The 18,780-nt window shown below is 41.0% G+C and carries 18 protein-coding genes and 4 pseudogenes; 10 read left to right on the plus strand and 12 right to left on the minus strand.

Annotated features, from left to right (window positions below):
- The first annotated feature begins 88 nt into the window (after nt 1-88).
- Both AOT13_RS01340 and AOT13_RS21195 read left to right on the plus strand, forming a co-directional pair.
- A complete protein-coding gene (locus AOT13_RS01340; protein ID WP_013399934.1) occupies nt 89-997 on the plus strand; it encodes an S-layer homology domain-containing protein in 909 nt (302 codons plus the stop codon).
- Between the two features lie 21 nt (nt 998-1,018).
- Nucleotides 1,019-1,144, plus strand: coding sequence for a hypothetical protein (locus AOT13_RS21195; protein ID WP_013876188.1), 126 nt, complete (start codon nt 1,019-1,021; stop codon nt 1,142-1,144).
- Here AOT13_RS21195 and AOT13_RS01345 read toward each other — a convergent pair.
- The 3 genes from AOT13_RS01345 to AOT13_RS01360 form a co-directional block, all read right to left on the minus strand.
- The gene (locus AOT13_RS01345; protein WP_042384667.1) at nt 1,141-2,469 is read right to left on the minus strand and encodes a trypsin-like peptidase domain-containing protein; all 1,329 of its coding nucleotides are present in this window, start codon (nt 2,467-2,469) and stop codon (nt 1,141-1,143) included. The two genes, AOT13_RS21195 and AOT13_RS01345, sit on opposite strands and share 4 nt — an antisense overlap.
- Before the next feature lie 313 nt (nt 2,470-2,782).
- Nucleotides 2,783-4,711 carry an S-layer homology domain-containing protein gene (locus AOT13_RS01355; RefSeq protein ID WP_042384668.1) on the minus strand — a complete coding sequence of 643 codons (1,929 nt, stop codon included), beginning with the start codon at nt 4,709-4,711 and terminating at the stop codon, nt 2,783-2,785.
- A gap of 597 nt (nt 4,712-5,308) precedes the next feature.
- The gene (locus AOT13_RS01360) at nt 5,309-6,346 is read right to left on the minus strand and encodes a polysaccharide deacetylase family protein (protein WP_232511554.1); all 1,038 of its coding nucleotides are present in this window, start codon (nt 6,344-6,346) and stop codon (nt 5,309-5,311) included.
- A gap of 579 nt (nt 6,347-6,925) precedes the next feature.
- Between AOT13_RS01360 and AOT13_RS01365 the strand changes: the two genes are divergently transcribed.
- The 4 genes from AOT13_RS01365 to AOT13_RS01380 are packed head-to-tail and all read left to right on the plus strand — an operon-like array spanning nt 6,926 to nt 9,634.
- Nucleotides 6,926-7,609 (plus strand): glycosyltransferase family 2 protein, encoded by a 684-nt coding sequence (locus AOT13_RS01365; protein WP_042384671.1) that lies wholly within the window; start codon nt 6,926-6,928, stop codon nt 7,607-7,609.
- A 19-nt stretch (nt 7,610-7,628) separates the two neighbouring features.
- Entirely contained in the window at nt 7,629-7,997 is a 369-nt protein-coding gene (locus AOT13_RS01370) for a DUF2304 domain-containing protein (protein WP_042384673.1), read from the plus strand.
- Nucleotides 7,984-8,352 (plus strand): EamA family transporter, encoded by a 369-nt coding sequence (locus AOT13_RS01375; RefSeq protein ID WP_041270157.1) that lies wholly within the window; start codon nt 7,984-7,986, stop codon nt 8,350-8,352. Before AOT13_RS01370 ends, AOT13_RS01375 begins: the two co-directional genes overlap by 14 nt.
- Nucleotides 8,353-8,368: 16 nt before the next feature.
- Complete coding sequence (locus tag AOT13_RS01380) at nt 8,369-9,634, plus strand: ArnT family glycosyltransferase (RefSeq protein WP_042384675.1); 1,266 nt, start codon at nt 8,369-8,371, stop codon at nt 9,632-9,634.
- Nucleotides 9,635-10,095: 461 nt separating this feature from the next.
- Here AOT13_RS01380 and AOT13_RS01385 read toward each other — a convergent pair whose 3' ends face one another.
- The 3 genes from AOT13_RS01385 to AOT13_RS01395 all read right to left on the minus strand — a co-directional run bounded on the left by AOT13_RS01385 (nt 10,096) and on the right by AOT13_RS01395 (nt 11,872).
- Nucleotides 10,096-10,986: an ISNCY family transposase gene (locus tag AOT13_RS01385; protein ID WP_042384703.1), complete on the minus strand. Its 891-nt coding sequence runs from the start codon at nt 10,984-10,986 to the stop codon at nt 10,096-10,098.
- 191 nt (nt 10,987-11,177) lie between these two features.
- Nucleotides 11,178-11,564, minus strand: coding sequence for a type II toxin-antitoxin system PemK/MazF family toxin (locus AOT13_RS01390; RefSeq protein ID WP_042384676.1), 387 nt, complete (start codon nt 11,562-11,564; stop codon nt 11,178-11,180).
- Nucleotides 11,564-11,872: an AbrB/MazE/SpoVT family DNA-binding domain-containing protein gene (locus AOT13_RS01395; protein WP_042384678.1), complete on the minus strand. Its 309-nt coding sequence runs from the start codon at nt 11,870-11,872 to the stop codon at nt 11,564-11,566. Before AOT13_RS01395 ends, AOT13_RS01390 begins: the two co-directional genes overlap by 1 nt.
- Nucleotides 11,873-12,520: 648 nt before the next feature.
- On the opposite strand from AOT13_RS01395, the gene AOT13_RS19265 reads away from it, so the two are divergent.
- Nucleotides 12,521-12,991 (plus strand): transposase family protein, encoded by a 471-nt coding sequence (locus AOT13_RS19265; protein ID WP_003247869.1) that lies wholly within the window; start codon nt 12,521-12,523, stop codon nt 12,989-12,991.
- 334 nt (nt 12,992-13,325) lie between these two features.
- Here AOT13_RS19265 and istB read toward each other — a convergent pair whose 3' ends face one another.
- Both istB and istA read right to left on the minus strand, forming a co-directional pair.
- Nucleotides 13,326-14,048: an IS21-like element helper ATPase IstB gene (gene istB, locus AOT13_RS01400; protein WP_080695333.1), complete on the minus strand. Its 723-nt coding sequence runs from the start codon at nt 14,046-14,048 to the stop codon at nt 13,326-13,328.
- Nucleotides 14,049-15,554, minus strand: coding sequence for an IS21 family transposase (istA, locus tag AOT13_RS01405; RefSeq protein ID WP_042384708.1), 1,506 nt, complete (start codon nt 15,552-15,554; stop codon nt 14,049-14,051).
- A 149-nt stretch (nt 15,555-15,703) separates the two neighbouring features.
- Between istA and AOT13_RS01410 the strand changes: the two are divergent.
- From AOT13_RS01410 to AOT13_RS01415, 3 genes and pseudogenes are all read left to right on the plus strand, one after another.
- Nucleotides 15,704-15,979: pseudogene (locus tag AOT13_RS01410) on the plus strand (AAA family ATPase); the annotation flags it as partial.
- Nucleotides 15,980-16,188: 209 nt separating this feature from the next.
- Nucleotides 16,189-16,294 (plus strand): annotated as a pseudogene (locus tag AOT13_RS19995) (helix-turn-helix domain-containing protein); the annotation flags it as partial.
- Between the two features lie 41 nt (nt 16,295-16,335).
- The gene (locus AOT13_RS01415; RefSeq protein ID WP_072000118.1) at nt 16,336-16,650 is read left to right on the plus strand and encodes an ATP-binding protein; all 315 of its coding nucleotides are present in this window, start codon (nt 16,336-16,338) and stop codon (nt 16,648-16,650) included.
- A 229-nt stretch (nt 16,651-16,879) separates the two neighbouring features.
- On the opposite strand, the gene AOT13_RS20290 is transcribed toward AOT13_RS01415, so the two are convergent.
- The 4 genes and pseudogenes from AOT13_RS20290 to galE all read right to left on the minus strand — a co-directional run bounded on the left by AOT13_RS20290 (nt 16,880) and on the right by galE (nt 18,771).
- Nucleotides 16,880-17,038: a YwzD family small protein gene (locus AOT13_RS20290; protein WP_167542254.1), complete on the minus strand. Its 159-nt coding sequence runs from the start codon at nt 17,036-17,038 to the stop codon at nt 16,880-16,882.
- Between the two features lie 55 nt (nt 17,039-17,093).
- Nucleotides 17,094-17,324 (minus strand): annotated as a pseudogene (locus AOT13_RS19270) (DegT/DnrJ/EryC1/StrS family aminotransferase); the annotation flags it as partial.
- Nucleotides 17,323-17,570 (minus strand): annotated as a pseudogene (locus tag AOT13_RS19275) (sugar transferase); the annotation flags it as partial. The pseudogenes AOT13_RS19275 and AOT13_RS19270, both read right to left, overlap by 2 nt.
- Before the next feature lie 172 nt (nt 17,571-17,742).
- Nucleotides 17,743-18,771, minus strand: coding sequence for a UDP-glucose 4-epimerase GalE (gene galE / locus AOT13_RS01420; RefSeq protein ID WP_003247858.1), 1,029 nt, complete (start codon nt 18,769-18,771; stop codon nt 17,743-17,745).
- Nucleotides 18,772-18,780 lie beyond the last annotated feature (9 nt).

The raw sequence follows: 18,780 nt of genomic DNA on the forward strand, positions 1-18,780 counted from the left end.
TAAATTATTTGCCAATAATTCTTTTCAAAGTAATTTCCCACCTTTATAATTGGGATATATTATTAAACCACGCACAGGAGGATATAGCATGAAACGTACATTTCTTCATATTGCTTTATCATTACTGGCCGCTATGTTAGCGTTGCCTGCCATGAATGCTTCCGCCGCAACCCGGTTTTCCGATGTAAATGCAAATTACTGGGCGTATAACGAGATTCATTATTTAGCAGACAAACAAATTATCAAAGGGCAAAACGGCAAATTCCTTCCTGAGAATCCTATAAAACGCATGCAAGCGGCAGAAATGCTTGTAAAAGCTTTAGGGCTGAGCACTAAGAACCGTCCTAATCCACATTTCAAAGATATTAAGCCAGGAGACTATGGTTATGAATATGCGGCAACTTTGGCGGATGAAGGAATTATGACGGGCAGTAACGGCTATTTTAAGCCATGGGACACGCTGACAAGAGGACAAATGGCAAAAATTCTTTCAGAAGCTTATGACCTAACATATATATTTGGCTCTGATTTTGATGATATTGACGAGGATAGTTGGCTGTATGATTACGTCTCCTGTCTTGTTGATAACCATATTACTACTGGATACGACGACAATACATATCGCCCAAATGATAAACTGAAAAGATCGCAATTTGCTGCTTTTATGGCGAGAGTTTTGGAGGATTCCTTTAAACCTGCCGTATTATTTAAAACAGTCGGTTATGATTGGGATGAGGACGGCGGTCTGACTCTGTTAGTAGAAGTAAGAAACAACTTCTCTTACCCGGTAGAGGCGACAGATGCATTGATTGCCGTTACAGACAATGGCGAATGGATTGCTCTCGATTGGTTTGAATTTGCTCCTAATGAACTTCGTTTAACCGCTAAAGAAGCGAAACGAATTCAGTTGTACTTCCAGCCAGATTATGTGCTTACTGATCCGGGCGATTTAACGGATATTACGCTATTCTCAAAAACAGAAGTAATAAAAAAATAACTTATAAGAAAGAGTTTCGCCATGAAGCGGGAAATCCGGAATGACGTAGTTTTTGACAAAGCAGTTGGCAGGATTGCCAGAAGAAATTTAAAAGAAAAAGCTCGGTTAGTTGCCGAGCTTTTTGTCATTTTTATTGTACTTGTTTAATTCGCCGGTTGATCCGCTGGCAAATCCTCCGTTAATTGATCATCTGCCGGCGGATCTGCCGTTTCTTCACCAGGCTTGCCTTCGTAACTGCCGCTCTCATTTATTTCATCACCCTCTGCCGGTTGTTGTTTTCCATCCGTCCATTCTTCTAAATCCGTTCCTTCCTCCGCCGGCACATCGTTTATTTCATCAGAAACATCGCTCTCATTAACGGAATCGTCCATCCCCCCATTTTCCCCCGTTACACCGCTTTCATCGAAGTTTCCATATCCGCTTTCCGCTCCGGATTGTTGTTCATCATAATAATTCCAAACGTCATATGTGTCATATTCCTCGCTGTAATCGCCGCCCTCGAAATATCCTTCGCCTTCGAGGCTCCGGTAAAAATACGCCCCTTCGCTGTTGTAAAACATTGCGTAAATTTCATCTTCAGCAAGAGGGGAGGAAATCCACGTTTGTATAAGGTCATATACTTTAAAAATCGGGATGCTAAAGCCAATATTTGCCTCTTTTGCGTGGCGTGCCGAATTAATCGCCAAAACTTTTCCAGTTTTCCGCTCCAGCAACGGTCCGCCGCTGCTTCCCGGCGCAACAGGGGCAGAGATCTGATAAATTCCTTCATATATATGCGGCTCGATAACGAAATTGCGGTCTACGCCGCTAATATACCCAAATGTCGCCGTATTTTCCAATCCCATCGGGCTTCCGAGCGTAATGACTTCTTCGCCAACCCGCGCTTTCCTTTTCGTTTCCAACAAAAGTGGTTGCTTATTTTTCAGCGCAGGAACACGGACAACCGCAACATCGATTTCGTTGCTGTAACCGATCACTTTTCCTTGGTATTCTTCGCCGTTTTTACCACGAACAATGACGTCAACCGAACCTTCGACCACATGCGCGTTCGTCAACACATCTCCTTGTTTGTCAATCAAAAAACCAGAGCCTTGCGCATAATCAGTATAGATGGTGAATACTTTTTCTTGCGCCTCAGCAATGATTTCCGTTACGTCTTTAACATCTTCATTGGCATCCGCCGCTTTTGTTTTCACAGCGGGCGCGGTCTGGGTTTTCACTTTTTCCGCCTGTGCTTTTCCTTCCTGTTTTACTTGCTCGATTGGCTTGCTGGCGCTGGCGACTTCCTCCGTTTTTTTCTTATAGTGCCACCATTGATCGGCAAGCGCTGCCAATATGCCGGCACAAACGAAGGCCATCAATATCGTCGCTATCACTAACCGCTTATTCGACCGGGCCTGCAAAGATGCGCCGCAATTGCCGCAAAATTTTGCCCCGTGCTCCGTTTTGTTTCCACACTTAACGCAATACACGTGAAAAACCCCCATTTTTTATCTTCTTTTCTATCATACTAGTAAAATATACCTATTTCAATAAAATATTTACTACTGATTGATTTTTTTCCATAAGCCAAAACGCTATTGCATCTAGGCTGAAATGCCTATAACCCATGTCTGGCAATGGAAGCTATCCTAAAATATCGTACCGTTGGAAACACCATTATGCAGAGAAATGGGGGAAAGCCACCATAACAGCTTTGTTAAAAGACGAAAAAGGAACCAGAGCACCGGCCCTGATTCCTTTTGGCTGCCCGCATTATGCTTTTCCGTTTTTCACTCTGCGCTTTTAATCCATGTCGGCCGCGCGCAATGAACGGCTGACAAAAGCGGCAAATTGAGCGCGCGTCGTTCGCTCATTCGGGCGGAAAAGACCATTGGCCTGGGTAACTTGGTTGGCTAATAATGTGGCAATATACGGTTTTGACCATTGGGATGAGGAAATATCCCGGAAGTGAACTTCTTCCTCCCCTGTTAAGCGGTAAGCATTCACCAAAATTTTCGCCATCTGCTCTCTTGTCAGCGGGGCATTCGGATGGAAGCGGCCGTTCGCACCGCTAAAAATCCCTTCATCGACTACCGTCGCTATCACATCATATCCGTATTGCCCAGGTTTGACATCCTCCAGCTGCGGATCAGGCCGATTTTTTGTGCTTAATCCAAGAGAACGGACAATCATCGCCGCTGCCTGCAGGCGGCTGACAGGCGCTTCCGGCTTAAAGGTTCCGTCCTGATAGCCTGTAATCACTCCTAAGCTGATTAAATTATCAATGTCTTCTTTCGCCCAATAATGGGAAGAAATATCTTTAAAAGAAGGCATATTCAGTATGGAAGCGCTCTTGCGGTTATCTTTTATGGAAATAATCTTTGTGTTGCCGGCAACTTTCACTCCGGCTTTATTTCTGCCCGCACGATAATAAGCAGTCAAGCGGTAATTTCCAACAGGCGTATTTTTCGGAAGTGTCAAAACGAATTTTTCCGGATAGCTTTCCCCTTTCGGCACAAGCCCAACCACATACTTCTCATAGGAGGCTTTCACTTTGCCGGAAGGATCGGTCAGCTCCACTTTCATGGTGCCGCGTGAAATAATGTTTCCATTGTTTTTCGCTTTCATCGTTCCGTACACGACATAATCGCTTGCGCGCGGATATGCCCGGACGTCGGTCAGCGACATCGTTACTTTCCTATCAATTGGATGGAATTTCGCCAGTGGCTGTGCGCTCCATTTCACACATTCGTCCAGCAAGATTTTTAAATCTTCGCCTCCATATAAGAAGTCCCACGCTTTTCCTTTTACTTCCCGTTGTCCATTCGGATTCTTTTCATCCCATTCATTCGATAGACGTTCATCCACCGTCATATAATCTAATAATTGAAATCCAAACCAAACCGCTTTTCCTTTTCCGTATTCGATAGCGTAGGCAGCACCGGTCTTCGGAGGCGTATGCTTCGGTACAGAAGAATAACCAATCGTTTCATACTGCAAAATCGGTGTCACATAACTATTATTTTGATAAGGTTGAATCACTTCAATCCATGTTGGCTGATATTTGCCGAAACGGCGGTTTTCCAGGAGAATGCTTGTTTTTCCCAGCCGTTTCAACGCATTTGCCACAATAGGATGATTGCCAGCGCTTCTTATCGTGTAATTGCCGATCGCCACATCATTGATAAACGCGGACTGAAACACTTCACTCAAATTATCCCATTCCCAAATCCACGTTTTCGTTTCATATATAATTGGCGTTAAATCTAAATCTGTTTCTTTATATGGGAAGCGTGCACTATCATTTCTTGCGGCCGCAAACGCAAAGATGGCTCCGCCGCCATTCTTTATATATTCTTTTACTGCTTGACGCTGCGCTCTTGACATCATGACCGTGTTCGGGAAGAAAAGAACAGCAAATTTCGCCAATTGCTTTGGATCGCTGAGCTGCGCATCATTCACATGTTCCACTTCATATCCCAAATTTTCAAGCAATAATCGGGCTTTTATCCGCTTATTTTTTATGGATGATCCGATTTGTTTCGGCTGAATGTATGTCCCATTATAATAGCCGCCTTCTCTTTTAATAAAGGCGTACTTTTCGCTCAGTTCCGAAACAACCAGCCCAACACGCACTTTCTCTTCTGCTTTCGCTTTATGGGGATGCATCACACTCACGCAAATAAAAGCGGCCATTAACACGCCAACCCATATTTTGAAATGTTTAAACATATTGTCCCCCCCTATTCCCTTATGCTGCTTCATTACTTATATCGTCCGAATTTGCAAAAACTTAACTAATATAGAAAATAAAGTCTTATCCCTGCAATGTTTTTACCCGTTCCTCCTGTGAATGAAAAACATCAATAAGAGCTTTCTCGCTTGCTGCTCGGCTGCGGCCGCCTTAACGTCAGCGCCGGCTAAAAATCTATTATCTCTCTGCGCCTTTCCACGATATGTTATACTGCTATAACCTGAATTTTAGAAGCATCAGGGAATTCCCAAGGGTAACTTTCTTCATATTTACATTGCCATTAATAATAGAGGAGTGTTCACAATAAAAAATGCAACTGCGCAAGCAAATCTTCATTGTAATATTGCTTTACAATAATTGTTCTCATTTATTTTTTTGTGCCGTGGATGGACCGTCTATAAGGTTTATCCCAGAATTTCCATTTCCGCTTCGGATGCGTCAACATAATCCCATCCGTCTGACAAATGCCAATGGGCGTTCCTGCGTTAGCTGAAGGCGGAAGCGGTGCGGGGGACATTCTCCATGGGAACGGAAAGCCCTCATTCGGGACATGCCGGCAGAGCGGGCGCCCCCTGTTAGTTTTGCACCATTTTAGAAAAGTCCTTTAGCGTATATTCCGGGTATACACCTAACCGTTTTATCTCTAGTAAAGGATCTCCTATGTGCACTTTCCCCTCTTTTGTCGTCACCGCCAGTTTAAAATCCAGTTCATTTAACATCCGAATAATACTTGAGTTATATTGACCGAATGGATAGGCAAAATAGCGGGCGCCTAATATGTCTTTGCTCCGTTTAATGTCTGCTTTTACCACATTGTAAGGCTTTATGACAACATAGCTCTTCTTTCCATTTAAATGATGCAACTGATGCGTATGGGATTCAAAAGTAAAAACATCGCTCATGGCGGCCATTTCCGATTGGCTTAAAAATTGCAAGCCATCCGGATTGAACTTTTGCGGTGCTTTCGGTATTCTGCCCGTGATGACAAAATTGACTGCTTTGAAGCCAAGCTTTTTTAACTTTGGATAAGCATATATAAAGCTTGTTTTCAATCCATCATCAAAGGTAATGACGACCGCTTTGGCAGGAATATTTGCCTTTCCCCGCACATACTGTTCTAAACGCTGCAGCGTGATCGTTTCATATCCGTTTTCTTTTAACCAGTCCATTTGCTCATAAAATTGGCTATCTGAAATTGTCGTTGACACATTGCGATAGTTTTTGTTTTCGGATTGTTTTAAAATATGATGGTACATTAATACAGGAACTCCATGATCCCAGCTGGCTTTGGAATGATGGATGTATCCTATCCGGCCGCCAACATCAATTTGATACCAATCTTTAAGTTTGCGGATGATGGGATAGCGCATATTCCCTTTAATCGTGACAAACGGAATTAACTTTCCCGTACTATTGTCATAGATTCGTTGATTCTTCATTAATAAAATCGTATGGTTTGAATTCTTTAAACTTGTATTCTCTCCCCTTATCGCTTTCGCCTTAAACGATTCGACATTGCCTTTGTACACATAGGCATAACTATTGCCGAATTTAATTTGCCACCAGTTTTTTCCTTGATCTTTATAAACTTTTAAAATATCTCCTTTTTCCATATAACCGACCTCTACCAATGAACCGGTGCTGTTATCCAACAGTGGAACATGTTGTTTAGTGGCCTTAATATATGTATTAAGCTCAGCAGCTTTAACGTGATGATTGAAAAAACTAAAAAAAGGAATGAACAATAAAAAAGCAAACAAAACGGACTTCATATATCCCCATTTCCTTTCTTTCTTTATCTTGTATTATTATAACTTATCGAATATTATGAATACTACATAATGAAAGATTAAGAGACGCGATAAGTTTTCGACAAATTTCCAGCGACGCCATAGGCCACAATCATGAAGATTGCATATACAAACAGAGCCCTTACGCCCCCCTGAACGACTTTTGACTCTCTATCCCAACTTTACTCCTTCCAAAAACAACAGTCCAATTACTATAAGTTGAAGGAAAAGAAAAGCCCCGCAGCGATTTTCTTTCCGCAATTCATTTTCATATTTTGGTAATTATCTGGTAATAACTAACACCGATCGCAAAGTGACATGAATCTGGAAAAATGCTATACTAACCATTTGAGAGACATTCCATTTTTATGATGGAATGTGCCAAAAGGGGGGGGAGAGATAGTGGATATTCTTGTCATTATCCCCGCTTATAATGAAGAAGCGGTTATAAAAAATACAGTGACGAATTTAATGAAAACATGTCCATATGACTACATCGTGATTAATGATGGCTCTACCGACCGGACATTAGATATTTTAAAAGAAAATCAATTCCATTATTTAGATTTGCCAGTTAATTTAGGAATTGGCGGCGCGATGCAGACAGGGTATCGTTACGCCCTCCAAAAAGGATACCAATACGCGATCCAATTAGATGCGGATGGACAGCATAACCCAAAAGATCTTGAAAATCTTGTTTCCGAAATTAAAAATTCCGGTTGCGATATGGTGATCGGTTCCCGCTTTGTGCAAAAAACGGATTATAAAGGAAGCCTTTTCCGGAGAATGGGGATTCTTTATTTTTACTACCTGCTATATATGATAGCCGGAATCAAAATCACCGATCCAACCTCGGGATATCGAATCGTCAACCGCAAAGTGATGAGGGAATTCGCTAACTATTATCCTGTCGATTATCCTGAAGTGGAAGTGCTGGCGAAACTGGCAAAGAAAGGATACAAAATTAAAGAGATCAAAGTAGACATGAATACGAGACAAGGCGGAAAATCGTCAATCACTCCTTTAAAATCATTATATTATATGACAAAAGTAACTTTTATTTCTGTGATCCGTTCTATTTTTTAGCTAAGGAGGAAAAGAGTTCATGGGAAAAGTACAGATAATTACGATCGCATTCGCGTCTCTTTTCCTCATTCAAGTCGTTTATTATTCCAGCCGCAATAAATTGAGGGACAAGCAAGCATTTCTTTGGTTTTTAATGGCTTTTATCGGCATATTCATTGCGGTCTGCCTCGATTGGCTCAATAAAATCGCCGCACTTCTTGGCGTAGCCTACATGCCTGCCCTCATCTTTACAATTGCTTTTTTGGTCGTCCTGAATATTCTTATTTACCAGTCAGTCACATTATCCGATCATCAAGAAAAAATAAAAACGCTCGTGCAAGAAATCGCTTATCTGAAACATGAATTGGAAGAATATCAGCGTAAGGGAGAGAAAGATGAATCTCATTAATTTTTTATTGATTTTATCCAATACATGTATTCTCGTTATAGGCCAGTTTTTATGGAAATACGGCATGATGAAAACATCGTTTTCATTAGATTCCTTTTCCATCATCAAATTATTGTTTTCTCCGTTTATTTTTTCCGGTCTCGTGATGTACGGCGCAGCCACCATTTTATGGCTTTTTATTTTATCCCGCGTCCCATTAAGCGTTGCCTATCCGGTGCAAAGCATCGCGTATGTGCTCGCTGTATTTGGCGCCTATTTTGTTTTTCATGAGCCGCTTTCGCCGGCCAAAATCATCGGGGTCATTCTCATTATATTGGGGGTCTCTCTCATCGGAATATCGCCTAATACTCAATAATATTGGAGTGAATATCGTGGTTCTGCCAGATAAAAAAAGGAAAATCATCGTTGCCATCATGCTATTAACAGCGCTTGCTTTCCGGCTTTTTGTTTTATGGAAATACGGATTATCCCTTACTTTGCACAGCGATGACACAGCATACATAAGAAGCGGCAAAATTTTAGCAGAAAAAGGAATGATCGTTTACCATTACAATCACATAAACGAACCTACCGTCCATATCATGCCCGGGCTGCCGATGTTGCTGGCTGCCATTTTCTTTATTTTTGGCACCGGCGACATGGGATTGTATGCCGCAAAAGCCGTAATGATTTTATTCGGTGTCGCCAGCGTCTTCCTTATTTATGCCATTGGCAAAGATATTAACCACGAGTGGGCCGGCATCATCGCTGGATTTTCTACGGCGCTATTTGTTCCGCTCATAGAAATAGATAATTTAATTTTAACCGAACCGCCTTTTTTATTTGGACTTCTTCTTTTCATCCGTTTTGCGGTCCAGCTTGGGCGAAATCACAGCATGTCCGCTTTTTATGGGCTGATGTTTGCCTACTTGTTCTGCCTGTTGTTTCGCGCTACCGTCGCTCTCATTCCATTCGCGCTTCTTGGTTACTTTTTGCTCATTAAATATCCGCTTCGGCTCGCATGGAAGCAACTAGGGATAGCCGTCCTGCTGGTGATCATCGTACTTGGGCCATGGTGGGTGCGCAACTATATTCACTATAAAGAATTTATTCCATTAACTGGAAGTTCGGGAGACCCCCTTCTGCTAGGCACATATCAAGGAGATGGATACCGGTATGGAGAGCCTTATGAAGAAGTGATCAAAAAAATCGATGAACAATACCCGCATATCACTATTTATGAAAAACAGCAGATGGAAAAAGAAATTGCTATCGAACGGATCAAAAGATGGTACAAGGCGAATCCGAAACAATTTATCGAAAGCTACACCATAAAAAAAGCAAAAATACAATGGGAAACGCCTTTTTACCCGGTTGAAATATTGGATGTAAAGAAGCCGTTCATCATTTCCTTGCACCAATGGATCGTACCGCTGGCATTTGCATCAGTGGCGCTCACCTTGCTTTTGCTCAAGCGCAACCAGAAAGAACTGTGGTTTTTGACGTTCATCATCGCGTATTTCACCGTTTTAAACAACGTGTTTTTTGCCTACTCAAGATATAACCTTCCGCTTATGCCGCTTTTATTCTTATATATCGGCCTGCTTGTTTCCGCCGTTTGGCACGTGCTTTTCCGCAAAAAAGCAGCCTCCTCTTGAACATGAAGGGGAGGCTTTGTGTTATGTGTTATAGATGCCAAAACACCATAATATAAGTTTCTGCCCTCCCGTTGAACGTAAGGAATTCATCCTTTGTGCAACATGGACACAGGAATCCCTCATTGTCACCGGTATTGGCTAACTGGCGGCATAAGCTTTTCCCCTGCCAATCATGGTACACATGTTGCTGGAATCATTGCCGCCACGATGAACAGAACAAGGATTGCTCCTCTATAAGACTTATCTGGAGATGGGGCATACACTGCAGATGTTATCAAAAAAGGCATAATGTATGCAATAAACAATGGCGCCATTAAATTAATATTACGATAATCGAATTCCACTTTAAAATTCATTTTCAAGATTTCATGATGAACCATAGAATTAAAAATAAATCTCTATTTTCCTTTCTTCTATCCATTTAGCGAAATTTGCATTTTTAATTTGATGGTGTTGCAAAACTAGAGTAAAAACTCGAAGTTATGCATAAGGATGCAGCATAACACATGCAGTACATATCGATGAAATCCATACCATCGGGGTTGTTCCACCCCATCACTCTTTAACTCGTTAAATACCCGCTCAATCCCGCGACGAAGCCCAAACAGCCATTGGCCAAATCTCGTTTTCAAAAAGACAGGAAGAACCCGGCCATAGGCATCTTTCCGTTCCTCGCTATTGCGGCGGTTGATGGGAGAAATGAATAGGATTCCTGCTTGTTCGGCTGTTTGTCGAACCTTTTCGCTGTCATACGCGGCATCCCCTAACACGAACTCCATCTCCCATTGCCCTAAAGAAGCGAGCAATGCTGGTGCCACTGCCACATCATTGCGATTCGCTGTAGTCAACACATGAGATAAAATGATTCCCTCGGCAGTGGTGCAGAGATGGAGTTTATATCCTTTAAACCAGTGGTATCGGGTGGACACTCCCCACTTTGCCTGTGAATCGTAAAGACTGCTTCGAAGGGCCGTGCTGTCGATCAGCACGATTTGGGGATACCGTACTTCTAGATCTTTGAGCAGCTGTGCATGGAAGACGGGAAATCCCTGTTCCCTAAACCACTTCGCCGCGCGGGAAAATGTAGACAGATGAGGAATTTCACTAAGCCCGCAAGCCCGTTGGAAACAGCGAAAACGCTGCAGTATACGTACTAACTTTCGCAAGGAATCAATAGCAAAATAAGTTTTCAAAAAGAAACATTTCAACAATGATTTTTTCGACACTGGCGGCCTTCCTGTCACATACGGTGTTTCCGGCAACGGCAGCGAGTCGATATATCGAAATAATGCTTCTAAAATTGGATCGATTTCATAAGACCATGCATGTTCACTGTTCAAATTGGAAATCATGATAGTGTCCACCCCTTGGTAGTTGGTTTTGGTCACTGTATATGATTTCCAAGGTGGTGGATTTTTTATGTGCATTTATGCATTCGTTATGCGTTTTGCAACACGTTCCTCCTTAAAAAAGCTGTTCCTTGGAGAATTTTCTCTCCAAGGAACAGTTTCGATAATCCCTTTCTGAAAGTGAAAGGATCATGTCAAGTCAGATATGTTTCTATTTTCGCTAGGCATTCATCAATGATTTTATCTATTTCTTCAATTTGTGCATCTTCTGGATTATACTTTTTTAAAATTTTTAGATTACGAGCTTTCCAATCCAATGATTTAATTTGATCAGTTAAAACTACCCCTGTTATTGGATAGCCATCGCCATCAGGGGATATTCCTTCTTTTGGTAAATCCACTTCGAAGGGATAACCCTTCTTTTGATTGATAATCGGACAAACAGCTATAAATCCTGTTGCTTGATTGAATTCTTTAGGCGATAAAACAATAGCATTCCTTCTCCCAGCCTGCTCATGACCAGCTTGTGGATTGAAGTTTAAAACAACGAAATCGCCTCTCTCTGGTACGTCTGCTGGCATTAAATCAATTCACGCCCTTCTATCCCGAAATCAATTTCCTCGTGTCGATTTTCAGGTGTAATCTGTGATATTAGTTCTTCCAGTGTGTATTTCTTCCGTGTTCTTTTTGGCTTTAATGTGATGATACCTTCATTTCCAATCACATTTAATTCTATTTCGGAACCTTGTTTAATCCCTATTTTATCAGCAGCATCTTTTGGGATACGAATGCCCAAACTGTTTCCCCATTTTTGAACAATAACTGTAGACATGTAGCCAACCCCTTTACTCTGGTTTATCTTGTTTTCTAAATGTTCTTTTGAATACATTATATCACCCCCAACCTAAAATGTATATACATAGTATATACATATTACAAAAAATGATACCAATGATTTTTCGACAAATAATATTCTCGTCGCAAAAGCAATCAAAAGCAATCATTTGAATCGATTAATTAAAAATGCTTTTTTCAGACTCAAAAGCATATATCAACAAGTATAGTTACAAACGTTGAATTGCGAAATGATGTATAAAGCTTTGCCATAACAAAAAAAGTAGGACCTTCAAGGAGAATCTAAAGCATCTATAGTTGAAGAATAGTTTGAGTAGTGTAACCGTCAAGTAAGTTTAGAATCTTCCATTTTTATTCTTAAAACCACTATTTTTAGCTATATTTTCGCCCTCTACTGGACATAATCAGCATGATTCCACCGGCCGGGTATTTGATTTCACAAACTACACCATATACTTATTCCTTTCTGAAAAAAAGAAAATGGCTCTTACGTTCTTTTGGTGAAAAATTGAGGTAATTGAGAATGCAAATAAAAAGACTTATTTGCACACTCATTTTCTCAATGAACCTCTTCCGATCACCAAGATTGCGTCAGAGCCACTTTTATGGTTCTTACGCTAATTTGGGGAGATGACTTTCTATTAACTACATGGGTATAATAAAAATAAAGGGGTTTGGAACGATGATTAACCTTTCTTGGTCTCCTCTTGATTCAACTATCGAGTTACTAGATGTGTCTGATGTCGATGATGGTTTGCGTTTAACGGTAAAAAGCATCCGTGAGTCTTCTCCCTGTCCTGCCTGTCATCATGCTTCCTCTCGCCCGCATAGTCGGTATACACGTGTGATTCAAGATCTTCCTATCGTTGATCGGCCTGTTCGACTCCTGCTTATTTCTCGAAAATGGTTTTGTGATGATTCTTCCTGTTCCGTTAAAGTGTTTACTGAGCGTTATGACTGGCTGGCGCCGCATGGCCGACGTACCCTTCGGGCAGAACACACTTTGCGTCAAATTGCCTTTTCCACGAGTTGTTTAGCTGCAGAAAAGATTGCACAGGCGATTCATCTGCCCATTAGCCATGATTCATTGTTAACGATGATTCATAAAACTCCTATTCCTGTAGAGGTGTCTCCCTTTCCTCGGAGTCGATGATTTTGCTTTTCGAAAAGGCCATACGTATGGAGCGATGATTTGTGATCTTTGCAGTCATCATCCTGTTGCTCTCTTGCCAAATCGGCTGCCGCAAACACTTACCGAATAGCTGAAAACATATTCCCATGTACAAGTGATGAGCAGGGATGGATTTACAGCATTCCGTCAAGGGATTGCCAATGCCAATCCTTCCATCCTTCATGTGTATGATCGATGGCATTTTATCGGGAATGCGAAGAAGAGACTGGATTTCCTTCTTTTATCCCTCGTTCCTGTTTTTGGCAAGTAAAAAATGCATGAAATGGCAATTAAAAATGCCACTTGCCAAATTCCGTTATTGGTTGAGTGAGATTGAATCTTTATAGCGATGACTATCGCCTTTAAAAATGATTAAATGGGAGTGATGTATCCATCGATCAATCACTGCTTCTGTTAATATTGGATCACCAAATACATTGTTCCATTGTCCAAATTGTAAATTTGTCGTTACGATGATACTTTTAGCTTCATAACACATGGAAATAATTTGAAATAACAATTCTGCTCCTTGTTTATGCAATGGGATGTAGCCCAATTCGTCTATGACCAAGAGGTCTAATTTCTCGATTTGTTTGAGAAATTTGCCTAGTGATCCCTTGTCATTTGCTTCTAATAACGCATTCACTAGCGCAGCTGCAGTACAAAACTTCACCTTCTTTCCCTTTTTCTTAATGGTATTTATGGAAATGAGAGTGGAAAGGAACGTCTTTCCCGTTCCGACTCCACCATAAAAAATAAGGTTTTCTTGGTTTTCGATAAAATCGCCTTGAAGGACATATTCCCTTGTAATGCCTGGGGCTAACTGAATATCCTTCCAATCAAAAGGCTTATTCGGAATTTTGGGTAATGTTGCTTGTTTCAGTAATAAATTGATTCTTCTTTCCTCTCGGTGTTGCACTTCGTGCTCAAACAGCTTCAGTAAATATTTCTCATGTGTTTCTGCTTGAATCGTTTGATAATTCGCTGGGATCCAACTTAGTTTTAGTTTTTTGGCATACTCTTTAATTTGCATTTCCACTTATCTTTCACCTCCGGTGGACTCGAAAAATCGATCATAATGACTAAGTCCTCTAGAGGCTTCAGGCATAGTGGGAACGCTTATTTTTGGCTGGATGGGTTCCCTTATCCCTCTTCCATTGATTAACTGATAGAATACTTGCTTAATGGAATCTACACTCGGATGCCCATATTGCGAAGCGAGCCGTAAAGCTTGCGTTGAAATTTCAAAATCGTGCTCTTTTAGTAAAACGGCCAGTAATTGTATCGTTTTTTGTTTTTCCTGAATGGTACAATGTGAAAAATAATCTTGCCATTCTGAAGGCATTTTCTCGTAAAAATCCGTATACTTTAATGCATTTGGCCTTTTAGCCATCAGGATAAGGTAAGGTTGCCATTTCATCGATTTTTGTGGCGTTCCATACAAACGCTCATGTTTCACTATGAGTTCATAGTCCTCTGTCAAAATCTCAATCTCTTGATATGAGATTTTTGCCAAAACCATTTGTTTGGCAAAACGGGGAGAAGTGGAATCAAGTTTATTCTCTACCCGGATGTAGCCATATTTATCCGCCCTAACTTGTTCATACCGAACACATTCGTATTCTTTTGCCGGCAACTGTAGAAAGCATTCCTTCTCTTCCTCAAACAATTCGGCAATCGTTTTTCCTTTTTGATAATGGGGCCTCTGCCAGTCTCTTTCACACTTTTCCCATAAGGAGTCATTAAAGGACTCCAAATCATATATCGTTAATTCTGGAAGAAGAAAGTTATTCCGAATGTACTTCACTTTTGCTTCCACGCGCCCTTTTTCATTTCCACTTGCTGGATTACAAAATTCACATTCAAACCCGTAATGTAAAACAAACCGTTGAAATTCCTCTGTCAGTTCTCTTTCTCCATTAGGCAGGATCTTTTTCACCGCAGGTGATAAATTGTCGAAACGGATCACCTTCGGTACTCTGCCCATGTAATGAAACATTCGTTTTAATCCTTCCAAAAAGCATTCTCTGTTTTGAGAAGGCATGACTTGAAAATAAAAGCCATTGCTGTACGGAAACGAAAGAGCTAAAAAAGGAAGAATGACACGTTCCCCTTTGTAGACGAAAGGGGCTTCTCCAAAATCTACTTGTGCTGTCGCCGGCTTGGCTTCTAAAGGAAGAGCCGCTGATTCACTCTGTTCTTGTAACTCTTTTTTCCGTTTAGCTACATAAAGTCGAACGGAACGATCTGACCCTTTGAAATCAAATTGTTCTTTTAACATTTCATACATTCTTTTTGCAGTTCTTCTAAACTTTTTCTTTTTCGTTAAGTCCTCTTGAATCCACTTATCTAAGATAGGTTTCACTGGATCCATTACTCTAGCTTTCCGGATTTGTTTTCTTTTCGTTGGACTAAAGTCCTCCATCTCTGCATACTTCTTAATCGTTCTAGGATCATGATTCGTTCTTTTGGCAATATCTGAGTATGAACGCCCTTTTTGATTCGCCTCATATCTGATATAATCTATTTCAGCCACTGCTAACATCTCCTTCATTACCTCCCGTTGAACAAGTTGCCCAACTAGGAGGGTATGGTATTTAGGGAATGTTGGCAAGTGGTTTTTTTTATTTATGTATGGCCGCTGGGGCCTACATAAATTAATTGCCATACACTACATTAATAGATTGCCACAAACAGCCATTGAACCAACGAATCATCATGCGGTATCACATGGGGCCATTGATAAAAGAGGAAGTGGGGCAGTACATCGAACAGAGAATGAAACAGGCTGGAGCAAAAATGCCTATTTTCACTCCGGCGGCCCTTGAGGCGATCGCTCTGCAGTCTCAAGGCTTGCCTCGCGTCATCAACACCTTGGCGACGACTTGCTTATTGTATGGCTGTCAGCTGAAAAAGGAACAAATCGATGAGGAGATCGTTCGTATGGCGGTGGAAGAAATGGGACATTGACAAAAGGGGCCTGCATGGCCCCTTTCGTTTTGAAGAAAATACATCTGAAAAAACGTGCAAACAATCGGAAAGAATGTGCAAAATCCGGGATAATTCGCAAAAGTTTTGCGTGGTATTTCGGATTTCAGTCTGAAATAATTTGAAAAAGGGGGTCTGAAATAATGTGCTAATTTACACTATAGTTCACGATTACGAGAGGGAAATTTTTTATGATTAAAGGGATGTATGAAAGGGGGAATGATTATTTCCGATATTGTGAGGGAATTGGGGATCGCTCGAAAAACCGTCCGAAAATATATTCACTCTCTCAATCCCCATCCGATCCGACCAGGAGGGAAAATTGGAAAAAGCTTCATATGTTTGTGAAACCAACCGTTCCCATTATTGACGAAATGGGATACTTAAAACTGGGATCTGAACAGCGCTCATTACTTATTTCAAGTGATCACCCGTCGATACGAACATGCCTGATTATCCTCACTTCCAGCAAAAGATTAGGGGAATGGGGAAAAATCGAGAGAGACTTGGCGACAGCGATGTTAAATCGATTACTGCATCATTCCATCATTTTTAACCTAAGGGGAAAAGCTATCGGTTATAAAAAAAACTCCAACAAGAAAAATAGAGGGATCAATATGGTCCTTCTGGGGAATTTTATGACGTTCTTTTAGTGATAGTTCAAATAATGTACATTAATGGATCAAATAACCAATGGAGTTTCCAACGATTTAGTTTCGGAATACTAATAAAAGCCGAATAATAGTGCAATAGTTTTAATTGTAATTCGATGTCTTACCAAATACACGTAAGAACCAAAAAATAATCGACCTTGACAAAGAAGAATGTAGCGAATCGTTTTTTCATGGACTTTGGCAGCTGTTGAAAGGATAACCTCCCATACTACTTACTATTTCCTTTCAAAACTTGTTTTAACTGATAAGCAAGCTCCCGAATCATGTCTTTTGCGGTAATATTGGCAGACAATTCCTCGCGTTGATACGCTTCGATTAATATATGTTTGAAACGCTCGGTTTCTGGTTGCAGAGGCTTTTTCTCCATGGCAAAAATCACCTCCAAATAGGAAAAAATAAATGTAGCCTCCCGTTGAACGTTCTCAATAGGAGGCTTGCAAACGGTTATTTATCGTTTTAACAAAGACGTCAATGACCCGATTTTGTTCCTCAACGGTCATGCTAGAACCGGACGGCAAACAAATGCCATTGGCAAACAATTCATCGGAAACGCTCCATCCTTCCTGATGCGGGTAATACATCATCCCGTTAAACACAGGCTGCAGATGAAGCGGCTTCCATACAGGACGTGCTTCAATATTTTTCTCCGCAACTAATATCCCCTTTCAACACATTAAACAGTTGTGGCAATTCATCGAGACTATATTTTCGAAGAAACTGCCCGAATGGAGTCAATATTAGATGATCAGGTAATAGCTCTCTGTTTTTTCATCGTGTTCGTCCGTCATTGTGTGAAATTTATACAAATAAAAAGGTTGACCATGCAATCCGGGACGTTGTTGTTTAAAGATAATAGGAGATCCTAATTTTATAGCAATCAGTATCGCGGTTGCTAACATAACAGGCGATAAAAAGATTAAAATGATGAGAGAAACAACGAAATCAAAACCCCGTTTTAATATAGTTATCACCTCGTTTCTTTGAAACTAAAAGTTAAACTTAATAAACAAGTCAAAATAAAAGCTCTTTCACTTCTATCATACAATCATTCTCTTTAAATCATGTGTTTGTTTATTTTTTTAATAACACGCTTTCATACCCATTTGGATTATTCGATTGCCACCGCCAAGCATCGCGGCACATTTCTTCGATCCCTCTCGTGGCAACCCAACCTAGTTCTTCTTCTGCTTTAGTCGAGTCCGCATAACAAATGGCTACATCGCCTGGACGACGACCGACAATTTTGTACGGTATTTTAATTCCTGTCACTTTTTCAAAAGCAGTTACAATCTCAAGAACGCTGTATCCCCGTCCCGTGCCGAGATTATACGCCTCTACTCCTGTTGTGTTCATTACTTTTTCCAATGCTTTCACATGTCCAATTGCTAAATCAACAACATGAATATAATCCCGTACACCCGTGCCATCCACCGTTGGATAGTCATTTCCAAACACGAGAAGCTCTTTTAATTTTCCTACCGCTATTTGTGTAATATACGGCATTAAGTTGTTCGGAATCCCGTTCGGGTCTTCACCAATTCGCCCACTCGGATGCGCCCCAATCGGATTAAAGTAACGTAAAAGGACAATGCCCCATTCATTGTCAGATACATATAAATCACGCAAAATTTCCTCAATCATCAGTTTCGTCCGTCCATACGGATTTGTTGCTTGGAGTGGAAAATCCTCAGAAACCGGCACACGCTTCGGCGTTCCGTATACTGCTGCCGAAGAGCTAAATACCATCTTCTTTACACCATATGCTTGCATTACTTCACATAACATTAACGTACCTGTAATATTGTTATGATAGTAGCGAAGTGGAATCGCTACCGACTCGCCTACAGCTTTCAACCCGGCAAAATGAATCACTGCTTCAATGGAATGTCTAGAGAATACCGTTTCAAGCTCATCCTTTTGAAGCAAATCGATCTGATAAACAGGAAACTCTTTTCTCGTAATCTCGCTGACTCGCTTTAACGCTTCCGGCTTACTATTTATAAATGAATCTACCACAACAATATCATATCCTGTATTCAATAATTCGACACAAGTATGGCTACCGATATAACCAGCGCCACCTGTCACAAGGATGGTCATTTGGATTCC

This window comes from Parageobacillus thermoglucosidasius (assembly GCF_001295365.1).
Classification (GTDB): domain Bacteria; phylum Bacillota; class Bacilli; order Bacillales; family Anoxybacillaceae; genus Parageobacillus; species Parageobacillus thermoglucosidasius.

Bases quoted from the DNA above. Each gene is read 5' to 3' on its own strand.
- AOT13_RS01340 (WP_013399934.1), top strand. From the start codon at position 89: ATGAAACGTACATTTCTTCATATTGCTTTATCATTACTGGCCGCTATG.
- AOT13_RS21195 (WP_013876188.1), top strand. From the start codon at position 1,019: ATGAAGCGGGAAATCCGGAATGACGTAGTTTTTGACAAAGCAGTTGGC.
- AOT13_RS01355 (WP_042384668.1), bottom strand. From the start codon at position 4,711: ATGTTTAAACATTTCAAAATATGGGTTGGCGTGTTAATGGCCGCTTTT.
- AOT13_RS01360 (WP_232511554.1), bottom strand. From the start codon at position 6,346: ATGGAAAAAGGAGATATTTTAAAAGTTTATAAAGATCAAGGAAAAAAC.
- AOT13_RS01370 (WP_042384673.1), top strand. From the start codon at position 7,629: ATGGGAAAAGTACAGATAATTACGATCGCATTCGCGTCTCTTTTCCTC.
- AOT13_RS01375 (WP_041270157.1), top strand. From the start codon at position 7,984: ATGAATCTCATTAATTTTTTATTGATTTTATCCAATACATGTATTCTC.
- AOT13_RS01385 (WP_042384703.1), bottom strand. From the start codon at position 10,986: ATGATTTCCAATTTGAACAGTGAACATGCATGGTCTTATGAAATCGAT.
- AOT13_RS01390 (WP_042384676.1), bottom strand. From the start codon at position 11,564: ATGCCAGCAGACGTACCAGAGAGAGGCGATTTCGTTGTTTTAAACTTC.
- AOT13_RS01395 (WP_042384678.1), bottom strand. From the start codon at position 11,872: ATGTATTCAAAAGAACATTTAGAAAACAAGATAAACCAGAGTAAAGGG.
- AOT13_RS19265 (WP_003247869.1), top strand. From the start codon at position 12,521: ATGATTAACCTTTCTTGGTCTCCTCTTGATTCAACTATCGAGTTACTA.
- istA (WP_042384708.1), bottom strand. From the start codon at position 15,554: ATGTTAGCAGTGGCTGAAATAGATTATATCAGATATGAGGCGAATCAA.
- AOT13_RS01415 (WP_072000118.1), top strand. From the start codon at position 16,336: ATGTTTGTGAAACCAACCGTTCCCATTATTGACGAAATGGGATACTTA.
- AOT13_RS20290 (WP_167542254.1), bottom strand. From the start codon at position 17,038: ATGGAGAAAAAGCCTCTGCAACCAGAAACCGAGCGTTTCAAACATATA.
- galE (WP_003247858.1), bottom strand. From the start codon at position 18,771: ATGACCATCCTTGTGACAGGTGGCGCTGGTTATATCGGTAGCCATACT.